Below are 14,255 nucleotides of genomic sequence, written 5' to 3' on the forward strand. Positions count from 1 at the left end.
TGCACCTCAGGCGCGCAGCGTCTCGCTCGGCGAGCAGCCGTAGCGCCGCCGGTAGGCGACGGAGAAGCGCCCGGGGTGCGTGAAGCGCCAGCGGGAGGCGATGTCGGCGACGGTCCGGCCGTCGCGGGGGTCGGCGGCGCGCAGCTCCTCGTGGGCCCCGACCAGTCTGATGTCGCGCAGGTGGGCCAGCGGCGTGGTGGCACGCCACCGGCGGAACGCCATCTGCAGGCCACGGGTGCCGAGCCCGGCGGCCGCGGCGACGTCGGCGACGTCGACGTCCTCCGTCGCGTGCTCCTCGAGGTAGGCGATCGCGCGGCGCACGTTCGCGGGCTCGGCGGGATGGACCGTGCCGGCGGCCTGCTCCTGACCGAGCTCGTCGACCACCTGCTCCGCGCACGCGAGGATCGAGGCTCCGGCCTCGCTGGCGCGCTCGAGGAGCAGGTCGAACGCCGCGTCGGGCGTGATCCCGTGGTGGCGGGAGAGCAGCGCACGCGCCGCGACGACGAGGTCGCGCGCCCGGACCGCCGCCTCCGAGTCCGACGGGGTGAGCAGGCGGTGCACGTGACGGGCGAGCTCGGCGGCGACGGCCCGCGTCGCGGCGTCGAAGGCGGCGCGCGTGTCGGAGGCGAGGGTGAGGGCCCCGTCGCCGCCGGGGAGCGGGAGGACCAGCAGCGACGCGGGCGTCCGGGTGCCGTCGCGCAGACCGATCCATCGGGGTCGCCGGCGACGTCGTCGACGACGACCGTGGTGCCCGACCGGCACGCCGCGGCGCGGGGCCCGCGGGCCAGGGCCTCGGCGGTGGTCGGCGAGACGTCACCCGCCGACGCGACGACCGGCGCCGCGCCCCGGACGGCGACCACGACCTGCGCCCACTGCACCGAGCCCGCGACCTGCAGCGCGTGCGCGCACATCCGCTCCAGGGCGCCGACGGGGACCGTCTCCGCCTCGAGCCGGGGCCGCCCCGTCCCGGGGTCGCGCTCCGGGGCGCGGCGGGCCATCACCGGGGCCCGCCCGTCGAGCAGGTCGGCCAGGCCGATGGCGTCCGACGACACGGGTGAACGCTGCTGGGTGCTCACGATCCGGGATCCGTCCCACGCGACATCCCCGCGACATCCGGGGCGCAGTGGCTGGGCGGTCAACCGGCCCGTCACGGTAACCCACGACGACGCTGTCCGGGGAGCGCACGTCGGAGGGAACCCGCCGGCGCCGATACGCTGCACGCATGCCGATCGGGACGGCCTCCGACGACGGTGCCGCACGCGTGCGCCGGGCCGGGTGGCTGGTCACCGCGGCCGCGCTGCTCGTCGCCGTCGCCACCCTGGTCCTGGTCGGCCTCGTGCCGCCGAGCCCGGGGCGCACCGTCGCCATCGTCGTCGCGGTGGTCCTGGCCTTCGGGCTCGCCGGCTGGCGGGCGGTGCGGGCCCGCCGGGACCCGACGACCGTCGCCGGCCTGCGGCCGATCTCGAGCTGGCTCGCCGCCTTCGGGTGGGGCGCGACGGTGTTCTCGGCGCTGGTCGCCCTCGCCGCGCCCGACTCCGGGGGCCGCGCGGTGATCGCCGGGATCCTCGCCGGGTGCCTGCTCGTGCTCGTCGGGCGCTCGAGCGAGCAGGTGGCGGCGCGGCGCTGACCCAGAGGCGCTGACTCAGATCAGCCCGGCGCGCCGCCAGACGAGCTCCGACGGTCCGCCGACCATGCCCACGCCCCGCAGGAAGTCCAGCACCTTCTCGAGCATGAAGCGCTTGGTCGCGAGGTGGTGCGGGTTGGCCAGCGCCGCGGCGCGACCGACCCGGCCGGAGATCCCGACGGAGCGGTAGACCCGGGCCTGGACCAGGGCGTTCACCACCTCCGTCGACACGAGCGCGGTCAGCCAGCGCTCCCGCTCGAGCGCGGCCCGCGACAGTGTCGGGACGAGCCGGACGAGCTCCTCGCGGGCGAACCGCACGTGGCGGGCCTCCTCGACGACGTGCACCCGGCTGACGGCGCGCAGCATGGGCTGGATGCGCTCGTCGTGCATGGACTCGCGCTGGAACCGATCGGTGGTCTCCTCGGCGACCAGGACGCTCGCGAACATGCTGGGGCCGGCCCCGATGTGGCCGTACAGCCCGCCGAAGCGGTGGAGGAGGCCGTGCGGGCGGTAGTCCGGCGTCCCGAGCTTGCTGACGGCCCGCGCGAACATCACCGAGTGCCGCGTCTCGTCGCCGACCTCGGTGAGCGCGTACTGGGCGTGGCCCTCGCGGAGGTCGAGGTCGTAGGCGTAGCGGGTGAGCATCTGCATGAGGATCACCTCGAACCACAGCCCGACCGAGAGCATGCTCGCGACCTCGTGCTCGGAGAGCGTGATCCGCTGCTGCTCGTCGAGGGAGTCCCACAGCTCGGTGCCGTAGAGCGAGGTGCGCTCCGGCGGCAGGCCCCAGCCGCCGGGGACGAGCGGGGCGTCCCAGTCGACCTCGAGGGACGGGTCGAGGGTGTGGCGGGCCGAGGACGCCAGGAGCCGGGCGGCCGTGTGCTCCCGGTCGGTCGGTGCGAGCGCGCGGGTCATGGCGTGCCTCTCGTGCCGCGGGTAGGTGCAACGCAATGTAACGGATACATCGTGTCACGCCTAGTTGGTACCGTCCTGTCGGCGGTGGGACCCTCGGGAGACCATGAGCGAGACGCCCACCACCGACGGACGGGCGCGGCGGTGGGCCGGGCACCGGGAGGCACGGCGCCTGGAGCTCGTCGACGCCGCGTGCTCAGCGATCGCCGAGCACGGTCCCGAGGTCACCACCGAGCAGATCGCCGCGCGCGCCGGGGTGTCCCGTCCCGGGCTGTACCGCCACTTCGAGGGCCGTGACGACCTGCAGAGCGCCATCGCCGCGCGGTCGGTCGAGCGGCTCGTCGCCGAGCTCGAGCCGGTGTGGCGTCCGTCAGGGCGCCCGTTCGACATGCTCGCCAAGGCCCTGCGGGCGCACCTGCGCTGGCTGGGCGCCAACGGCAACGTCTACCGCTACCTCAAGCGCACGTCCTTCGGCACCGGCGGCGAGTCGGCGACCACCAACGTGCGCGCGACCGTCGCGGCGCACGTTGCCGGGATGCTCGTCGACGGCTCGCTGGGCGCGGAGATCGAGCCCGCGGTGGCCCACCCGCTCGCCTTCGGGCTCGTGGGGATGGTCGACTCGGCGAGCTCGCACTGGCTCGACGAGCCCCACGGCGCGACCCTCGACCAGCTCGTGAGCCAGCTCACGGAGTCCTGCTGGGCGGTCATCCGCGCCTCGGTGGGGACGGACGCCGTCGCCGGTCCGTGATCGGCCCCAGGCTCCGGTCCCCGGCGGCGGTGCGCCACGATTGGGGCCCCCGCCGGAGAGAGGATCCGACGCATGGCGATGCGCCGCTCGTTCCCCACCGTCCTGTCCGACCGGCTGCCCGAGACGCGTGACTTCTACGTCGCGCTGCTCGGCTTCGAGGTCGCGTTCGACAGCGACTGGTACGTGGCCCTCACCCTCCTCGACGGGGACGAGGCCCACGAGCTGGCGATCTGGGCCGTCGGCCACGAGCTGGTGCCGCCCCCGTACCGCGCCGACCCCGCCGGGGTGATCCTCACGTTCCTCGTCGACGACGTGGACGCGGTGCACGCCGAGGCGCGCCGGGCGCGGATCCCCGTGGTCGCGCCGCCGCGTGACCTGTTCCACGGTCGTCGCCAGATGCTGGTGACCGACCCCAACGGCATGCTCGTCGAGGTGTCCAGCCCGAGCACGCCCTCGCCCGCGTTCGCCGCGGAGCTCCTCCGCCGGGGCCGCGCCCCGGAGACCACCGGCTGAACGTGCCCGACGGTCGGGGACCCGAGACGAACCCGCTCGCCGAACTGCTCGGTGGCAAGGGCCAGGCGGTCGACGCCTCGGTGCCCTCGGTGGCGTTCGTCGCCGTCTGGCTCGCGGCGGACGCGCTCGGCCGGCCGCAGCCGGTGCTGGCCGGCGGGATCGCCGCCGTCGTCGTCGCGGGCGGGGTCGCCCTGTGGCGCCACCGGCGCGGAGAGCGTCCCCGGGCGGTCGCGGTGGGGCTGCTGCTGGCCGTCGGCGCGGCGCTGCTCGCCCTCTACACCGGACGGGCGCAGGACTTCTTCCTGCCCCGCATCATCGCCAACGCCGGGAGCCTCGCGGCCTGGCTCGTCTCGATCGCGATCCGCTGGCCCCTGCTCGGGCTCGTCGTGGGCGCCCTCACCGGCCACCCGACGCTCTGGCGCCGCGACCCGGACCTCGTGCGCGGGTACTGCCGGGCGAGCTGGGTGTGGGTCGCCCAGTACGCGGTGCGCGTCGTCGTGTTCACGGGCCTCTGGGCGGCCGACCAGGTGGTCGCGCTGGGGATCGCCCAGGTGGCGCTGACCTGGCCGCTCGTCGTGGCGTGCATCGCAGCGTCCTGGCCGTTGGTTCGTTCGGCCCTGCCGCCCGGGCACCCGGGCCCGCGGCGTCCCGTCGTCCACGAGTCGTGAGCCGTTCGGACCAGCGATTGGGCCGAGCGGTGGAGACACAGATCGTCCGTGGGTGAACGCTCTCACCGGCGGACAACGAGGCACGATGGGAGACGTCGTCCGTAGTGGTCGACGTGATGTCGACCTGCCCTGCGGTGCCCTCACACGGCGCCGACCGCCCCCGATCCGTGCAGCCCGGGAGCCATGTCCGACAAGACCTCCGAAGAGAAGTCCGCCGCACCCTCGTCCGGTATGGGACTGACCTTCCCGCAGATCGCAGCCAGTGCGCTGGCGGCCGCCACGGCGGCGATCCTCGGGTCGTTCATGGGTGTCCTCGGCACCATCGGCGGCGCCGCCGTCGCGTCGATCATCAGTACCGTCGGGTCGGCGCTCTACCAGCGCTCCCTCGAGGCCACGCGTGACCGGGTCAAGCAGAAGCTCGTCGTCACGAGTGCGGGCAACACCCGCGTCGCCGCCGCCGTCGGCAAGGTCGCCGGTGTCGCGGGTCCGGCGGCCGTGCCGCCGGGACAGCCCGGGCCGACCCGGGTGCAGGGCGGTCGGCCGATGGTCGGCCCGCCGACGCCCGGTCCCGGGGTCCCGATGCCGCCACCCCCGCAGGGCCGCCCCGGCATGCCGCCGGCCGACCCGACGCGCCGCGTCCCCACCGGTCCGCCGACGGCGCGCCCCGGTCAGCCGGGGCAGCCGCAGGTGCCGCCCGGCCGCGTCGCGCTGCGCGCCGAGGGGCTCGCGGACCCGACCCGGGTGCACCCGCGGATGGATCCGAACGCGGACCCCCACGCCGCGCCCACCGAGGTGCGTCCCACGGCCTTCATCCCGCAGAGCCGCCAGACCGGGACGCCCCCCGGCGGCGGCCCCACCGCGGTCATGGGTCAGCCCGGGCGTCCCGGTCCGGGTGGGCCCTTCGGTCCGGGTGGCCCCGGCGGACCGGACGACCCGGCCACGCGCGTCGCGCCGGTCGAGCCGGAGCCCGCGCGTCCGAGGTTCAGCCTGGCGGCCCTGAAGGCGGGGCTGAAGGGCCTCGGCTGGAAGACCTGGCTGACGCTCGGCGGCGTCACGGCCAGCGTGTTCGTCATCGCCCTGCTCGCCACCATCGGCGTCGAGACCGCCACCGGACACCCGCTGTCCGGCGGGTCGGACGGCACCTCGGTGGGGAGCCTGTTCGGTCAGGAGACCGGCACGAGCGAGGCCACGACCACGCCGGCCGAGTCGTCCACCGACGACCAGGACACCGCGACGACCACGCGGGAGACCGAGCAGCAGCAGTCTCCGTCGGACGGCGACACCACGACGTCGCAGTCCACGCGGTCGACCACGCAGCCCCCGCGGACCTCGCAGAACGGGATCCTCCCGAACCTCGGGGGCGGTTCCGGCGGCCAGGGATCCGGAGGCGGTTCCACCAACGGCTGAGATCTCCGGTGATCTCCCACCGACGGCCGGACGAACGTTCTAGCGTTCGTCCGGCCGTCGGCGTCTGTACGCCGAACGGCCCAACGGGCAGACGAGTCGGGGGTACGGATGGGTCGGCGGGTCCTGCTCCTGCTGGTCGTCGCCGCCGCTCTGCTGGGCGCTCCGGTCCCGGCGCTGGCGGCGCCGGCCGAGACCCCCGCGGAGCTGGGGCAGGTGAAAGAGGCGATCGACGCGCTCGCCGAGCAGCGCGGCGCCCCCACGGCGGTCAGCGCGTGGTGGGTGGACGCGACGAGCCGGTCGGTCGTCCTGGCGCTCAACAGCACCCCGCGCGACGGCCGCACCTCGGGGTGGGTGGACGAGGCCCGCGGCGTCGACCCGGCCGTCCGGGTGATCGACGGCGTCGCGGCGCCGACGCCGCGCGCGGACCCGCCCGTCTACGACCTCGTGGGCGGCGACGCGATCCGGATCACCGGACGACGCTGCTCCGTGGGCTTCTCCGCGACGGCCGCCTCCGGCGCGCAGCGGCTGGTCACCGCCGGGCACTGCACGCAGCGGGGCGGCGAGGTCGCCGGCGCCAACAACGTGCCCATCGGGCCCGTGCGCAGCTCGGTGTTCGACCGCACCGGCGACTGGTCCGTCGTCGACGTGGGCCCCGGCTGGCGCGCGACGCCGTCGGTGGCCGCCGAGGGATCGAGCACGCGCTCGGTCACCGGGACCGCGACCGCCCCCGTCGGCGCGGCCGTCTGCCGTTCGGGCTCCACCACCGGCTGGCGCTGCGGCACCGTGACCGCCGTCGACGTCACCGCCAACTACGCGGCGGGCCCCGTCCAGGGCCTCGTGCTCACCACGGCGTGCAGCGAGGGCGGGGACTCCGGCGGGCCCTTCGTGTCCGGCAGCTCGGCGCTCGGGGTGCTCTCGGGCGGGACGGGCGACTGCACCACCGCCGGCGGCACGAGCCTCTACCAGCCGATCGACGAGGTGCTCCGCGCCGAGGGGCTCCGGCTGGCGACCGCCTCGTAGCTCAGAGGCGGGTGCGCAGACGGCGGGCTGCCGCCTCGGGGTCGTCGGCCTCGGTGATCGCGCGGACGACGACGACGCGGGTGGCGCCCGCGGCGAGGACCTCGTCGAGGCGGGCGTCGTCGATCCCACCGATCGCGAACCACGGCCGGGCGGGAGCGCGGGTGGCGGTCTCGCGGACCAGGTCGAGGCCCGGGGCCGGGCGCCCCGCCTTGGTCGGCGTGGGCCAGCAGGGTCCGGTGCAGAAGTAGTCGGCGCCCGGTTCGGAGGCGGCCGCGGCCGCCTGGTCGGCGTCGTGGGTGGAGCGCCCGATCAGCACGTCGTCGCCCACCACCCGGCGCGCCCACGGCACCGGGAGGTCGTCCTGCCCGAGGTGCAGGACGTCGGCGTCGGCGGCCAGGGCGAAGTCGGCGCGGTCGTTGACCGCCAGCAGCGCGCCGTGACGCCGCGCGGCCCCGCCCAGCACCGCGAGGGCGGCGAGCTCGTCGCGCGCCTCGAGGCCCTTCTCGCGCAGCTGGATGATGTCGACACCACCCCGCAACGCCGCGTCGGCGAACTCGGCGAGATCGCCCTGCGCGGCCCGGGAGTCGGTGCACAGGTACAGCCGCGCCGCCCCGAGGCGGGCGCGTCGGTCGGTGCGGCCGGCGGCTCCGGCGATCGGCGTGGCACTCACCGTGACGACGCTAGCGCGTAGCGTCGGCGGGCGTGTCGGACCGGCTCGTCGTCGTGGGTGCGGGCGCCGTGGGCGCCGCCGTGGCGTGGGTCGCGGCGCGCGACCGGCTCGCGGGCGAGGTCGTGCTCGTCGACCCCGACCCCGGTTCCGGGGCCTCGCGGGTGGCGGGCGGGATGCTCGCGCCGATCAGCGAGGCGTGGCCGGGGGAGCGCGAGGTCCTCGAGCTGGGCGCGGCGTCGCTGGCGCTCTGGCCGGGGTTCGCCGAGGCCGTCGCCGCCGACGGCGGGCTCCCGGTCGGGCTGCGGCGCGAGGGGACGGTGCAGGTGGCGGTCGACGCCGCGGACGTCGCGGACCTCGACCGCGTCGTCGAGCACCTGCGCGCCTGGGGCCGCGACGTCGAGCGGTGCGGGGGCCGCGAGCTGCGCCGACGCGAGCCCGCGCTCGGCCCGCGGTGCGGGCGGGCCTGCTGATCCCCGACGACCTCGCCGTCGACAACCGCGCGCTGCTCGCCGCCCTCGAGGCCGCGGGCCGTGCGCACGGGGTGGTGGCCTCCCGGCGTGCCGTGTCGCGGGTGCTGGACGACGGGGTGCGGGTGACGGGCGTCCTCTGCGACGACGAGGTGATCGAGGCCGACTGCGTCGTCGTGGCCGCCGGCGCCTGGTCGGGGGCGCTGCACCCCGTCCTCGAGGGCCGGGTGCGCCCGGTGAAGGGCGAGATCCTGCGCGTGCGGGCGCGACGGTCGTCGCTGCCGCCGCCGTCGCGCACCGTGCGCGCGGCCGTCAGCGGGCGGCCGGTGTACGCGGTCCCGCGCGAGGGCGGGCGGCTGGTGATCGGGGCGACGCAGTACGAGGCCGGCTTCGATCCCGACGTGCTCGTGGGCGGGGTCCGCGATCTCGTCCGCGACGTCGAGCGGGTCCTGCCGGGCGTCGCGGACTACGCCCTCGAGGAGACCGCCGCGTCGTTCCGTCCGGGGACGGACGACAATCTGCCGCTGCTCGGGCCGGTCGGGCCCTCGGGTCTCTTCGCCGCCACCGGGCACGGGCGCAACGGGATGCTGCTGGTCGCCGTCACGGTCGGGGCGTTGGCGGCCGCCCTGCGCGGGGACCCCCTGCCCGACGAGGCCCGCGCGGCCGCGGCCGACCGCGCGGCCGTCGCGCCGGGCTGAGGTCCGCGCGTACGGTGGAAACGGACACCACGGGAGCCCCGTCAGGGGCTGAGAGGGGGCCATCAGGGCCCCGACCGTCGAACCTGATCCGGGTCATGCCGGCGCAGGGAGTGAGGGGTACGCGATGACCACCGTCTGGTTGAACGACGAGAGCCGCGAGGTGCCGGACGGGACGACGGTCGCCGCGCTGATGGCCGAGCACGGGGTGCCCGAGCGGGGTGTGGCCGTGGCCCTCGACGGCGCGGTCGTACCCCGGGCGAGCTGGGCCGCCGTCCGGCTGCTCGAGGGCGCGCGCCTCGAGGTGCTCACCGCGGTGCAGGGAGGATGACCATGGACCCGCTGGTGATCGGCGACCGCAAGTTCGGCTCGCGCCTGATCATGGGCACCGGGGGCGCCTCCGGCCTCGCGGTGCTCGAACGCGCGCTCGTCGCGTCCGGCACCGAGCTGACGACGGTGGCGATGCGACGCCTCGACGCTGGCGGGGGACCGGGCGTGCTGGCGCTGCTCGAGCGCCTCGGCATCGAGGTGCTGCCCAACACCGCCGGGTGCCGCACCGCCGCCGAGGCCGTGCACACCGCCCGGATGGCCCGCGAGGCGCTGGAGACCGACCTGGTCAAGCTCGAGGTCGTGCACGACGAGCGGACCCTGCTGCCCGACCCGATCGAGCTCCTCGACGCCGCCGAGCAGCTCGTCGACGACGGCTTCACCGTCCTGCCCTACACCAACGACGACCCGGTGCTCGCGGCGAAGCTCGCCGACGCCGGGTGCGCGGCGGTCATGCCGCTGGGCGCCCCGATCGGCACCGGCCTGGGCATCCGCAACCCGCACAACATCGAGATGATCACGTCGGCGGCCTCCGTGCCGGTGGTGCTCGACGCCGGCATCGGCACGGCGTCCGAGGCCGCGCAGGCGATGGAGCTGGGGTGCGACGCGGTCCTGCTCGCCACCGCCGTCACCCGCGCCTCCGACCCGGAGGTCATGGCGCACGCGATGCGCCTGGGTGTGGAGGCGGGGCGCCTGGCTCGTGGCGCGGGGCGGATCCCCCGCCGCCACTGGGCGCAGGCGTCGAGTCCGGCGGCCGAGTAGTGCCAGTGCAAGCCCTGCGTCCACGCTTGCACTGAGCGCCAGGAAATCCGCATCCTCGCGAGTCGTCAGAGACCCGCGACGGCCAGGCGCCCCGCGGCGTGCATCGGCTCGGTGGAGCGCAGGGCGCGGCTGAGGACGAAGGCGCCCTCGAGGGCGCAGAGGATCGCCAGCGCCCGGTCGCGGTCGCCGTCGAGGCGCTCGGTCAGGGCCTCGGTCCAGGCCGTGAACACCTCGGCGGTCGCCTGACGCAGGACCTCGTCGGTGCTCGCCACCTCGAGGGCGACGGTCGCGATCGGGCAGGCGTCGACGTAGTCGGTCGCCTCGAGCGTCTCGGCGGCCCCGGCGAACACGGCGCGGACGGACTCCGCGGTAGTCGGCTGATCGTCGTAGACGGCGACCACGAGCGCCTGGAAGAACGCCCCGCTGGCGCGGATGACCTCGCCCGCCAGCTGCTGCTTCCCACCGGGGAAGTGGTGGTAGAGCGAGCCGAACGGGGCCTCGGCCTCGGCCACGACGGCCTTGAGCCCGGTGCCGGCGTAGCCCTGGCGCCGGAAGAGCTCGGCGGTGGCGAACAGGATCCGGTCGCGGGTCGGGGTCTTGTCCACCGCCACATCCTATGCTGTTCTCTCACTAGAGCGTTCTACCTAGAACTGAGGGAGTGAGTGCGATGCGCGGGATGTTGACGGGGGTCGGGATCGGCGTGGCAGCGGGCCTGGGGGCGCGGGCGGCGCTGCCGGTGGCGCTGCGGAGGAAGTTCACCGGGGACGTCGCGCGGCTCAATGCGGGCGACCCGACGGCGCTGCTCGACGCGTACGCCGACGACGCGGTGCTGCACTTCCCGCAGGGCGACCACCGCTTCTCGGGGCCGTGGGCGGGCAAGCCGGCGATCGAGCGCTTCCTGCGGATCTTCGTCGCGTCGCGGATCCAGGGCGAGCTGCGCGACGTCGCGGTCAGTGGGCCGCCGTGGGCGATGACGATCTGGGTGCGTTTCGACGACCACGCCGACGCCGAGGACGGCACGCGCCTCTACGAGAACCGGACGGTGCTCGTGCTGCGCACACGCTGGGGTCGCGTCGTCGACCACGAGGACTTCTTCACCGACACCGAGCGGATCGCTGCCTTCGACCGGGCGCTGGCCGAGCGTGAGCCCGAGCTCGCGGTGGTCGGGTCAGCGCGCCGCTGACCGTCGAGGATGCGGATTTCCTGGCGTTGAGTGCAAGCGTGGACGCAGGGCTTGCACGGGGGTCAGCGCAGGGCCACCGGCAGGGCGTCGACGCCGTAGACGATCGAGGTCGTGCGGAAGGGCTGGTCGTCGAGGGTGCCGGCGTCGTCGGCGAGGCGCAGCTCCGGGAAGCGGCGCAGGAGGGCCGGGTAGGCCGCGCGCAGCTCCATGCGGGCGAGCTCGGCGCCGATGCAGCGGTGGATGCCGTGCCCGAAGGCCAGGTGCGGCGTCGGGGCGCGGCGGGGGTCGAAGCGCTCGGGGTCCGGGGTCAGGCGCGGGTCGCGGTCGGCGCCCGAGAGCGACACGAGCAGCCCGTCACCCTTGCTGATCGCGACGCCGCCGAGCGTCATGTCCTCGGTGGCGAACCGCGGGAACGCGATCTGGACGACGGTCAGGTAGCGCAGCAGTTCCTCGACGAAGCCGTTCACGGCCTCCGGCTCGTCGCGCACGAGGGCGAAGCTGTCGGGGTCGCGCAGCAGCACCATCGCACCGAGCGCCAGCATCGACGCCGAGGTCTCGAGGCCCCCGGTCAGCAGGCCGTCGGCGAGCTCGGCGAGCTCGTCGGTGTCCAGCTCGTCGCCGTGCTCGCGGATCAGCTGCCCGAGCAGGCCCTCGCCCGGCTCGATCCGCTGCCGCTCGACGACGCCGCGCAGGTACTGCAGCGAGCCGGAGATGTTGTCGAACACCGCGCCCGCGCCGCCGAAGAGGTCGAACCGGGCGGTGGAGAGCGCCTGGAACTCGTCGCGCTCCTCGTAGGGGATGCCGAGCAGCTCGCAGATGGTCAGCGACGGGATGGGCGTGGCGAAGTCGCGCACCAGGTCCACGGGCTCGCCCGCCGCCGCCAGCTCCGCCATCGCGTCGAGGCGGCCCTCGACGATCTCGGCGATCCGGGGGCGCAGCCGGCTCAGGCGCCGGTAGGTGAACTCCGGCGTGAGCAGGCGGCGCAGCCGCGTGTGTTCCGGTGGGTCGGTGAAGCCCAGCCCGCCCGGGTTCTGGCCGCCCTCGATGCCGGCCTGGCCGACGAGGTGCCCGAAGTCGTTGGAGAGCCCTCGCGTGCGGCCGAGGACGGCGCGTGCCTCCTCGTGGCCGGTGATCAGCCACGCCGTCACCCCGAAGGGCAGCGGGAAGTGCCGCACCGGTGCGTCCTCGCGCGCTTCGCGCAACGCCGGCACCGGGTCCAGGCCCTCGCGCCGCAGGGGCATCAGCGCGTGGTCGGGGAGCAGCGTCACCGGGTCCAGGCCGCGGCGGCTACGCCACGCGAGGTACTGCCGGGCCGCCCACCCCACGACGCGCGACCGCAGTGCGGCCAGTCGTGAACGGTCCACCACCGTGTCCACTGTGCCCTCCCTGCCCGGTGCGACGCCGACGGGGGCCGAGGCTAGGCCGTGTGTCCCCCGGTCGGACCCGGTGGAGGGGGTGTGTCACCCCACCGTTCGTCGGGGTCGCCCCCGGCGAGATGTCCGGGTGACCGCTGTGCCGTGCTGTCCGGATCGTCCCCGATGTCGCCGTTGCCGTCCACCGTGCGGGGCATGACCGGGCCCGTGACCAGCGTCGGACTGCCCAGACCGAGCCTCGCGAGCTCGAGATCGGCCAGCCGCGCGAGCACATGGGGGTCGCCCTGACGCCATCCGCTCGCCGCACCGGGCACCGATCGGGTGAGTCTGCGCGGCGACGCATGGGCGAGCGCCCGCAGCGCGAGGAGGTCCGCGTCGGCCTCCCCGCCGCGCACGCCGTCGCGCAGCAGGAGCACCGCGCGGGCCGAGAGCATCCACCGCACCCGCAGCCACGCCCACGCCACGACCACGGGGACGATCGCGAGCAGGGCGAACGCCCACGACAGGCCGGAGGCCAGCGCCTCGATCGCGGCGATCTCCTGGTCCCCGGCCGCCACCAGCCCCTCGCCCGCCTGCGTGCCGTTCGAGAGCGCGCGGGCGAGGTCGTCGCCGACGAACGGGACCCCGGAGGCGGTGTCGGCGGCGCCGCCGAAGGTGTCGCGCACCTGGACGCCCGCCGCGCCGAGCTGGCGGCCCGGTCCCTGGAGGGTCAGCACTGCGTCGTGGAGCAGGATCGCGATCGAGACGACGATCGCGACCCACGTGAGGACGGCGACGTCGGCGACGAACTGGCGCGCCCGCCGCCGCGGCCGCTCGGCGTAGACCGGCCAGCGGGCCCGGGTGGGGTTCAGGACGGGCACCGGGTCGCCGGCCTCGGGACGCACGGCGGGTGTGTGCCCCCCGGGCGGGGAGGGCACACACCCGCCGTGCCGCAGCCCCGTCGCATCGCCGTCCTCGACGACTACCAGCAGGTCGCGTCCACCTACGCCGACTGGGACGCCCTCGGCGCGGAGGAGGTGACGTTCTTCGCCGAGCACCTCGGTGACGCCGACGGCGTCGTCGCCGCGCTCGAGCCCTACGACGTGGTCGTCGCCATGCGCGAGCGCACCGCCTTCCCGGCCGACGTCCTCGACCGCCTGGGGAACCTCCGGCTGCTGGTGACGACGGGCCCGGGCAACGCCGCGATCGACGTCGAGGCCGCCCGCGCCCGCGGCGTCACGCTGTCGGGCACCGGCGGTGTCAGCCCGTCCACCCCGACCGTCGAGATGACCTGGGCGCTCATCCACGCGCTCGCCCGCCACGTCCCCGCCGAGGACCGCGCCGTGCGCGAGGGGCGCTGGCAGCACACCGTCGGGCGCGACCTCTCCGGTCGCCGTCTCGGCGTGATCGGGCTCGGGGGACTCGGGCGGCCCGTCGCGACCGTCGGCCTGGCCTTCGGCATGGACGTCGTCGCCTGGAGCCAGCACCTCGACCCCGAGGACGCCCGCGCCGCCGGCGTCACCGCGGTGGGCAAGGACGAGCTGCTGGAGACCTCCGACGTCGTGACGATCCACCTCAAGCTCTCCGAGCGCACCACGGGCCTGCTCGGGCGCGACGAGCTGGCGCGGATGACACCGACCGCGCTGCTGATCAACACCTCGCGCGGGCCCATCGTGGACGAGGACGCGCTGGTCGAGGCGCTGCACGCGGGCACGATCGGCGGCGCCGGGCTGGACGTGTTCGGCACCGAGCCGCTCCCGGCCGACTCGCCGCTGCGCACCGCCCCGCGCACCGTGCTCACCCCGCACCTCGGCTACGTCACCGAGGGCACCTACGACGTCTTCTTCCGCGGGGCGGTCGAGGACATCCGGGCGTGGGCGGACGGGGCGCCGATCCGCGAGCTCTGA

At 75.6% G+C, this 14,255-nt stretch carries 16 protein-coding genes, 1 pseudogene and 1 riboswitch; of the genes and pseudogenes, 11 read left to right on the forward strand and 6 right to left on the reverse strand.

Annotated features, from left to right (window positions below):
• Nucleotides 1–6: 6 nt before the first annotated feature.
• Entirely contained in the window at nt 7–762 is a 756-nt protein-coding gene (locus ACQPYN_RS04955) for a helix-turn-helix domain-containing protein (protein ID WP_433034230.1), read from the reverse strand.
• Between the two features lie 460 nt (nt 763–1,222).
• Between ACQPYN_RS04955 and ACQPYN_RS04960 the strand changes: the two genes are divergently transcribed.
• Nucleotides 1,223–1,627 (forward strand): hypothetical protein, encoded by a 405-nt coding sequence (locus ACQPYN_RS04960; protein ID WP_433034232.1) that lies wholly within the window; start codon nt 1,223–1,225, stop codon nt 1,625–1,627.
• A gap of 15 nt (nt 1,628–1,642) precedes the next feature.
• On the opposite strand, the gene ACQPYN_RS04965 is transcribed toward ACQPYN_RS04960, so the two are convergent.
• Entirely contained in the window at nt 1,643–2,539 is an 897-nt protein-coding gene (locus ACQPYN_RS04965; protein ID WP_433034234.1) for an AurF N-oxygenase family protein, read from the reverse strand.
• Between the two features lie 103 nt (nt 2,540–2,642).
• Here ACQPYN_RS04965 and ACQPYN_RS04970 point away from each other — a divergent pair, with 103 nt between their 5' ends.
• From ACQPYN_RS04970 to ACQPYN_RS04990, 5 genes are all read left to right on the forward strand, one after another.
• Complete coding sequence (locus ACQPYN_RS04970) at nt 2,643–3,284, forward strand: TetR/AcrR family transcriptional regulator (RefSeq protein ID WP_274196102.1); 642 nt, start codon at nt 2,643–2,645, stop codon at nt 3,282–3,284.
• A gap of 72 nt (nt 3,285–3,356) precedes the next feature.
• Nucleotides 3,357–3,797 (forward strand): VOC family protein, encoded by a 441-nt coding sequence (locus ACQPYN_RS04975; RefSeq protein WP_274196103.1) that lies wholly within the window; start codon nt 3,357–3,359, stop codon nt 3,795–3,797.
• A gap of 2 nt (nt 3,798–3,799) precedes the next feature.
• On the forward strand, nt 3,800–4,465 hold the full coding sequence (locus ACQPYN_RS04980; RefSeq protein WP_433034240.1) for a DUF3159 domain-containing protein: 666 nt from the start codon (nt 3,800–3,802) through the stop codon (nt 4,463–4,465).
• Between the two features lie 231 nt (nt 4,466–4,696).
• Nucleotides 4,697–5,872, forward strand: a complete 1,176-nt coding sequence (locus ACQPYN_RS04985; protein ID WP_433034242.1) for a hypothetical protein — start codon at nt 4,697–4,699, stop codon at nt 5,870–5,872.
• A 108-nt stretch (nt 5,873–5,980) separates the two neighbouring features.
• Entirely contained in the window at nt 5,981–6,892 is a 912-nt protein-coding gene (locus ACQPYN_RS04990; RefSeq protein WP_433034244.1) for a S1 family peptidase, read from the forward strand.
• Nucleotide 6,893: 1 nt separating this feature from the next.
• On the opposite strand, the gene thiE is transcribed toward ACQPYN_RS04990, so the two are convergent.
• The gene (gene thiE / locus ACQPYN_RS04995) at nt 6,894–7,562 is read right to left on the reverse strand and encodes a thiamine phosphate synthase (RefSeq protein WP_433034246.1); all 669 of its coding nucleotides are present in this window, start codon (nt 7,560–7,562) and stop codon (nt 6,894–6,896) included.
• An 80-nt stretch (nt 7,563–7,642) separates the two neighbouring features.
• Here thiE and thiO point away from each other — a divergent pair.
• The 3 genes and pseudogenes from thiO (at nt 7,643) to ACQPYN_RS05010 (ending at nt 9,813) form a co-directional block, all read left to right on the forward strand.
• A pseudogene (thiO, locus tag ACQPYN_RS05000) lies at nt 7,643–8,727 on the forward strand (glycine oxidase ThiO).
• A 19-nt stretch (nt 8,728–8,746) separates the two neighbouring features.
• Nucleotides 8,747–8,855, forward strand: a riboswitch (TPP riboswitch).
• Nucleotides 8,852–9,055 carry a sulfur carrier protein ThiS gene (gene thiS / locus ACQPYN_RS05005; RefSeq protein WP_433034248.1) on the forward strand — a complete coding sequence of 68 codons (204 nt, stop codon included), beginning with the start codon at nt 8,852–8,854 and terminating at the stop codon, nt 9,053–9,055. Its footprint overlaps the riboswitch before it by 4 nt.
• Nucleotides 9,052–9,813: a thiazole synthase gene (locus ACQPYN_RS05010; RefSeq protein WP_433034250.1), complete on the forward strand. Its 762-nt coding sequence runs from the start codon at nt 9,052–9,054 to the stop codon at nt 9,811–9,813. The genes thiS and ACQPYN_RS05010 overlap by 4 nt, the downstream gene beginning before the upstream one ends.
• Nucleotides 9,814–9,878: 65 nt before the next feature.
• On the opposite strand, the gene ACQPYN_RS05015 is transcribed toward ACQPYN_RS05010, so the two are convergent.
• Nucleotides 9,879–10,418 carry a TetR/AcrR family transcriptional regulator gene (locus tag ACQPYN_RS05015; protein ID WP_433034252.1) on the reverse strand — a complete coding sequence of 180 codons (540 nt, stop codon included), beginning with the start codon at nt 10,416–10,418 and terminating at the stop codon, nt 9,879–9,881.
• Nucleotides 10,419–10,480: 62 nt separating this feature from the next.
• Between ACQPYN_RS05015 and ACQPYN_RS05020 the strand changes: the two genes are divergently transcribed.
• Entirely contained in the window at nt 10,481–10,996 is a 516-nt protein-coding gene (locus ACQPYN_RS05020) for a nuclear transport factor 2 family protein (protein ID WP_433034254.1), read from the forward strand.
• 62 nt (nt 10,997–11,058) lie between these two features.
• Here ACQPYN_RS05020 and ACQPYN_RS05025 read toward each other — a convergent pair whose 3' ends face one another.
• Both ACQPYN_RS05025 and ACQPYN_RS05030 read right to left on the reverse strand, forming a co-directional pair.
• Entirely contained in the window at nt 11,059–12,345 is a 1,287-nt protein-coding gene (locus ACQPYN_RS05025; RefSeq protein WP_433038730.1) for a cytochrome P450, read from the reverse strand.
• Between the two features lie 68 nt (nt 12,346–12,413).
• Nucleotides 12,414–13,253: a hypothetical protein gene (locus ACQPYN_RS05030; RefSeq protein WP_433034256.1), complete on the reverse strand. Its 840-nt coding sequence runs from the start codon at nt 13,251–13,253 to the stop codon at nt 12,414–12,416.
• Between the two features lie 42 nt (nt 13,254–13,295).
• On the opposite strand from ACQPYN_RS05030, the gene ACQPYN_RS05035 reads away from it, so the two are divergent.
• Nucleotides 13,296–14,255: a D-2-hydroxyacid dehydrogenase family protein gene (locus ACQPYN_RS05035; protein ID WP_433034258.1), complete on the forward strand. Its 960-nt coding sequence runs from the start codon at nt 13,296–13,298 to the stop codon at nt 14,253–14,255.

It is taken from the genome of Actinomycetospora sp. CA-053990 (genome assembly GCF_050948445.1).
Taxonomy (GTDB): domain Bacteria; phylum Actinomycetota; class Actinomycetes; order Mycobacteriales; family Pseudonocardiaceae; genus Actinomycetospora; species Actinomycetospora callitridis.

Excerpts from the sequence above, each read along its gene's own strand:
- ACQPYN_RS04965 (WP_433034234.1), bottom strand. The coding sequence starts at position 2,539 with ATGACCCGCGCGCTCGCACCGACCGACCGGGAGCACACGGCCGCCCGG.
- ACQPYN_RS04985 (WP_433034242.1), top strand. The coding sequence starts at position 4,697 with ATGGGACTGACCTTCCCGCAGATCGCAGCCAGTGCGCTGGCGGCCGCC.
- ACQPYN_RS04960 (WP_433034232.1), top strand. The coding sequence starts at position 1,223 with ATGCCGATCGGGACGGCCTCCGACGACGGTGCCGCACGCGTGCGCCGG.
- ACQPYN_RS05010 (WP_433034250.1), top strand. The coding sequence starts at position 9,052 with ATGACCATGGACCCGCTGGTGATCGGCGACCGCAAGTTCGGCTCGCGC.
- ACQPYN_RS04990 (WP_433034244.1), top strand. The coding sequence starts at position 5,981 with ATGGGTCGGCGGGTCCTGCTCCTGCTGGTCGTCGCCGCCGCTCTGCTG.
- ACQPYN_RS05020 (WP_433034254.1), top strand. The coding sequence starts at position 10,481 with ATGCGCGGGATGTTGACGGGGGTCGGGATCGGCGTGGCAGCGGGCCTG.
- ACQPYN_RS04975 (WP_274196103.1), top strand. The coding sequence starts at position 3,357 with ATGGCGATGCGCCGCTCGTTCCCCACCGTCCTGTCCGACCGGCTGCCC.
- thiS (WP_433034248.1), top strand. The coding sequence starts at position 8,852 with ATGACCACCGTCTGGTTGAACGACGAGAGCCGCGAGGTGCCGGACGGG.
- ACQPYN_RS04970 (WP_274196102.1), top strand. The coding sequence starts at position 2,643 with ATGAGCGAGACGCCCACCACCGACGGACGGGCGCGGCGGTGGGCCGGG.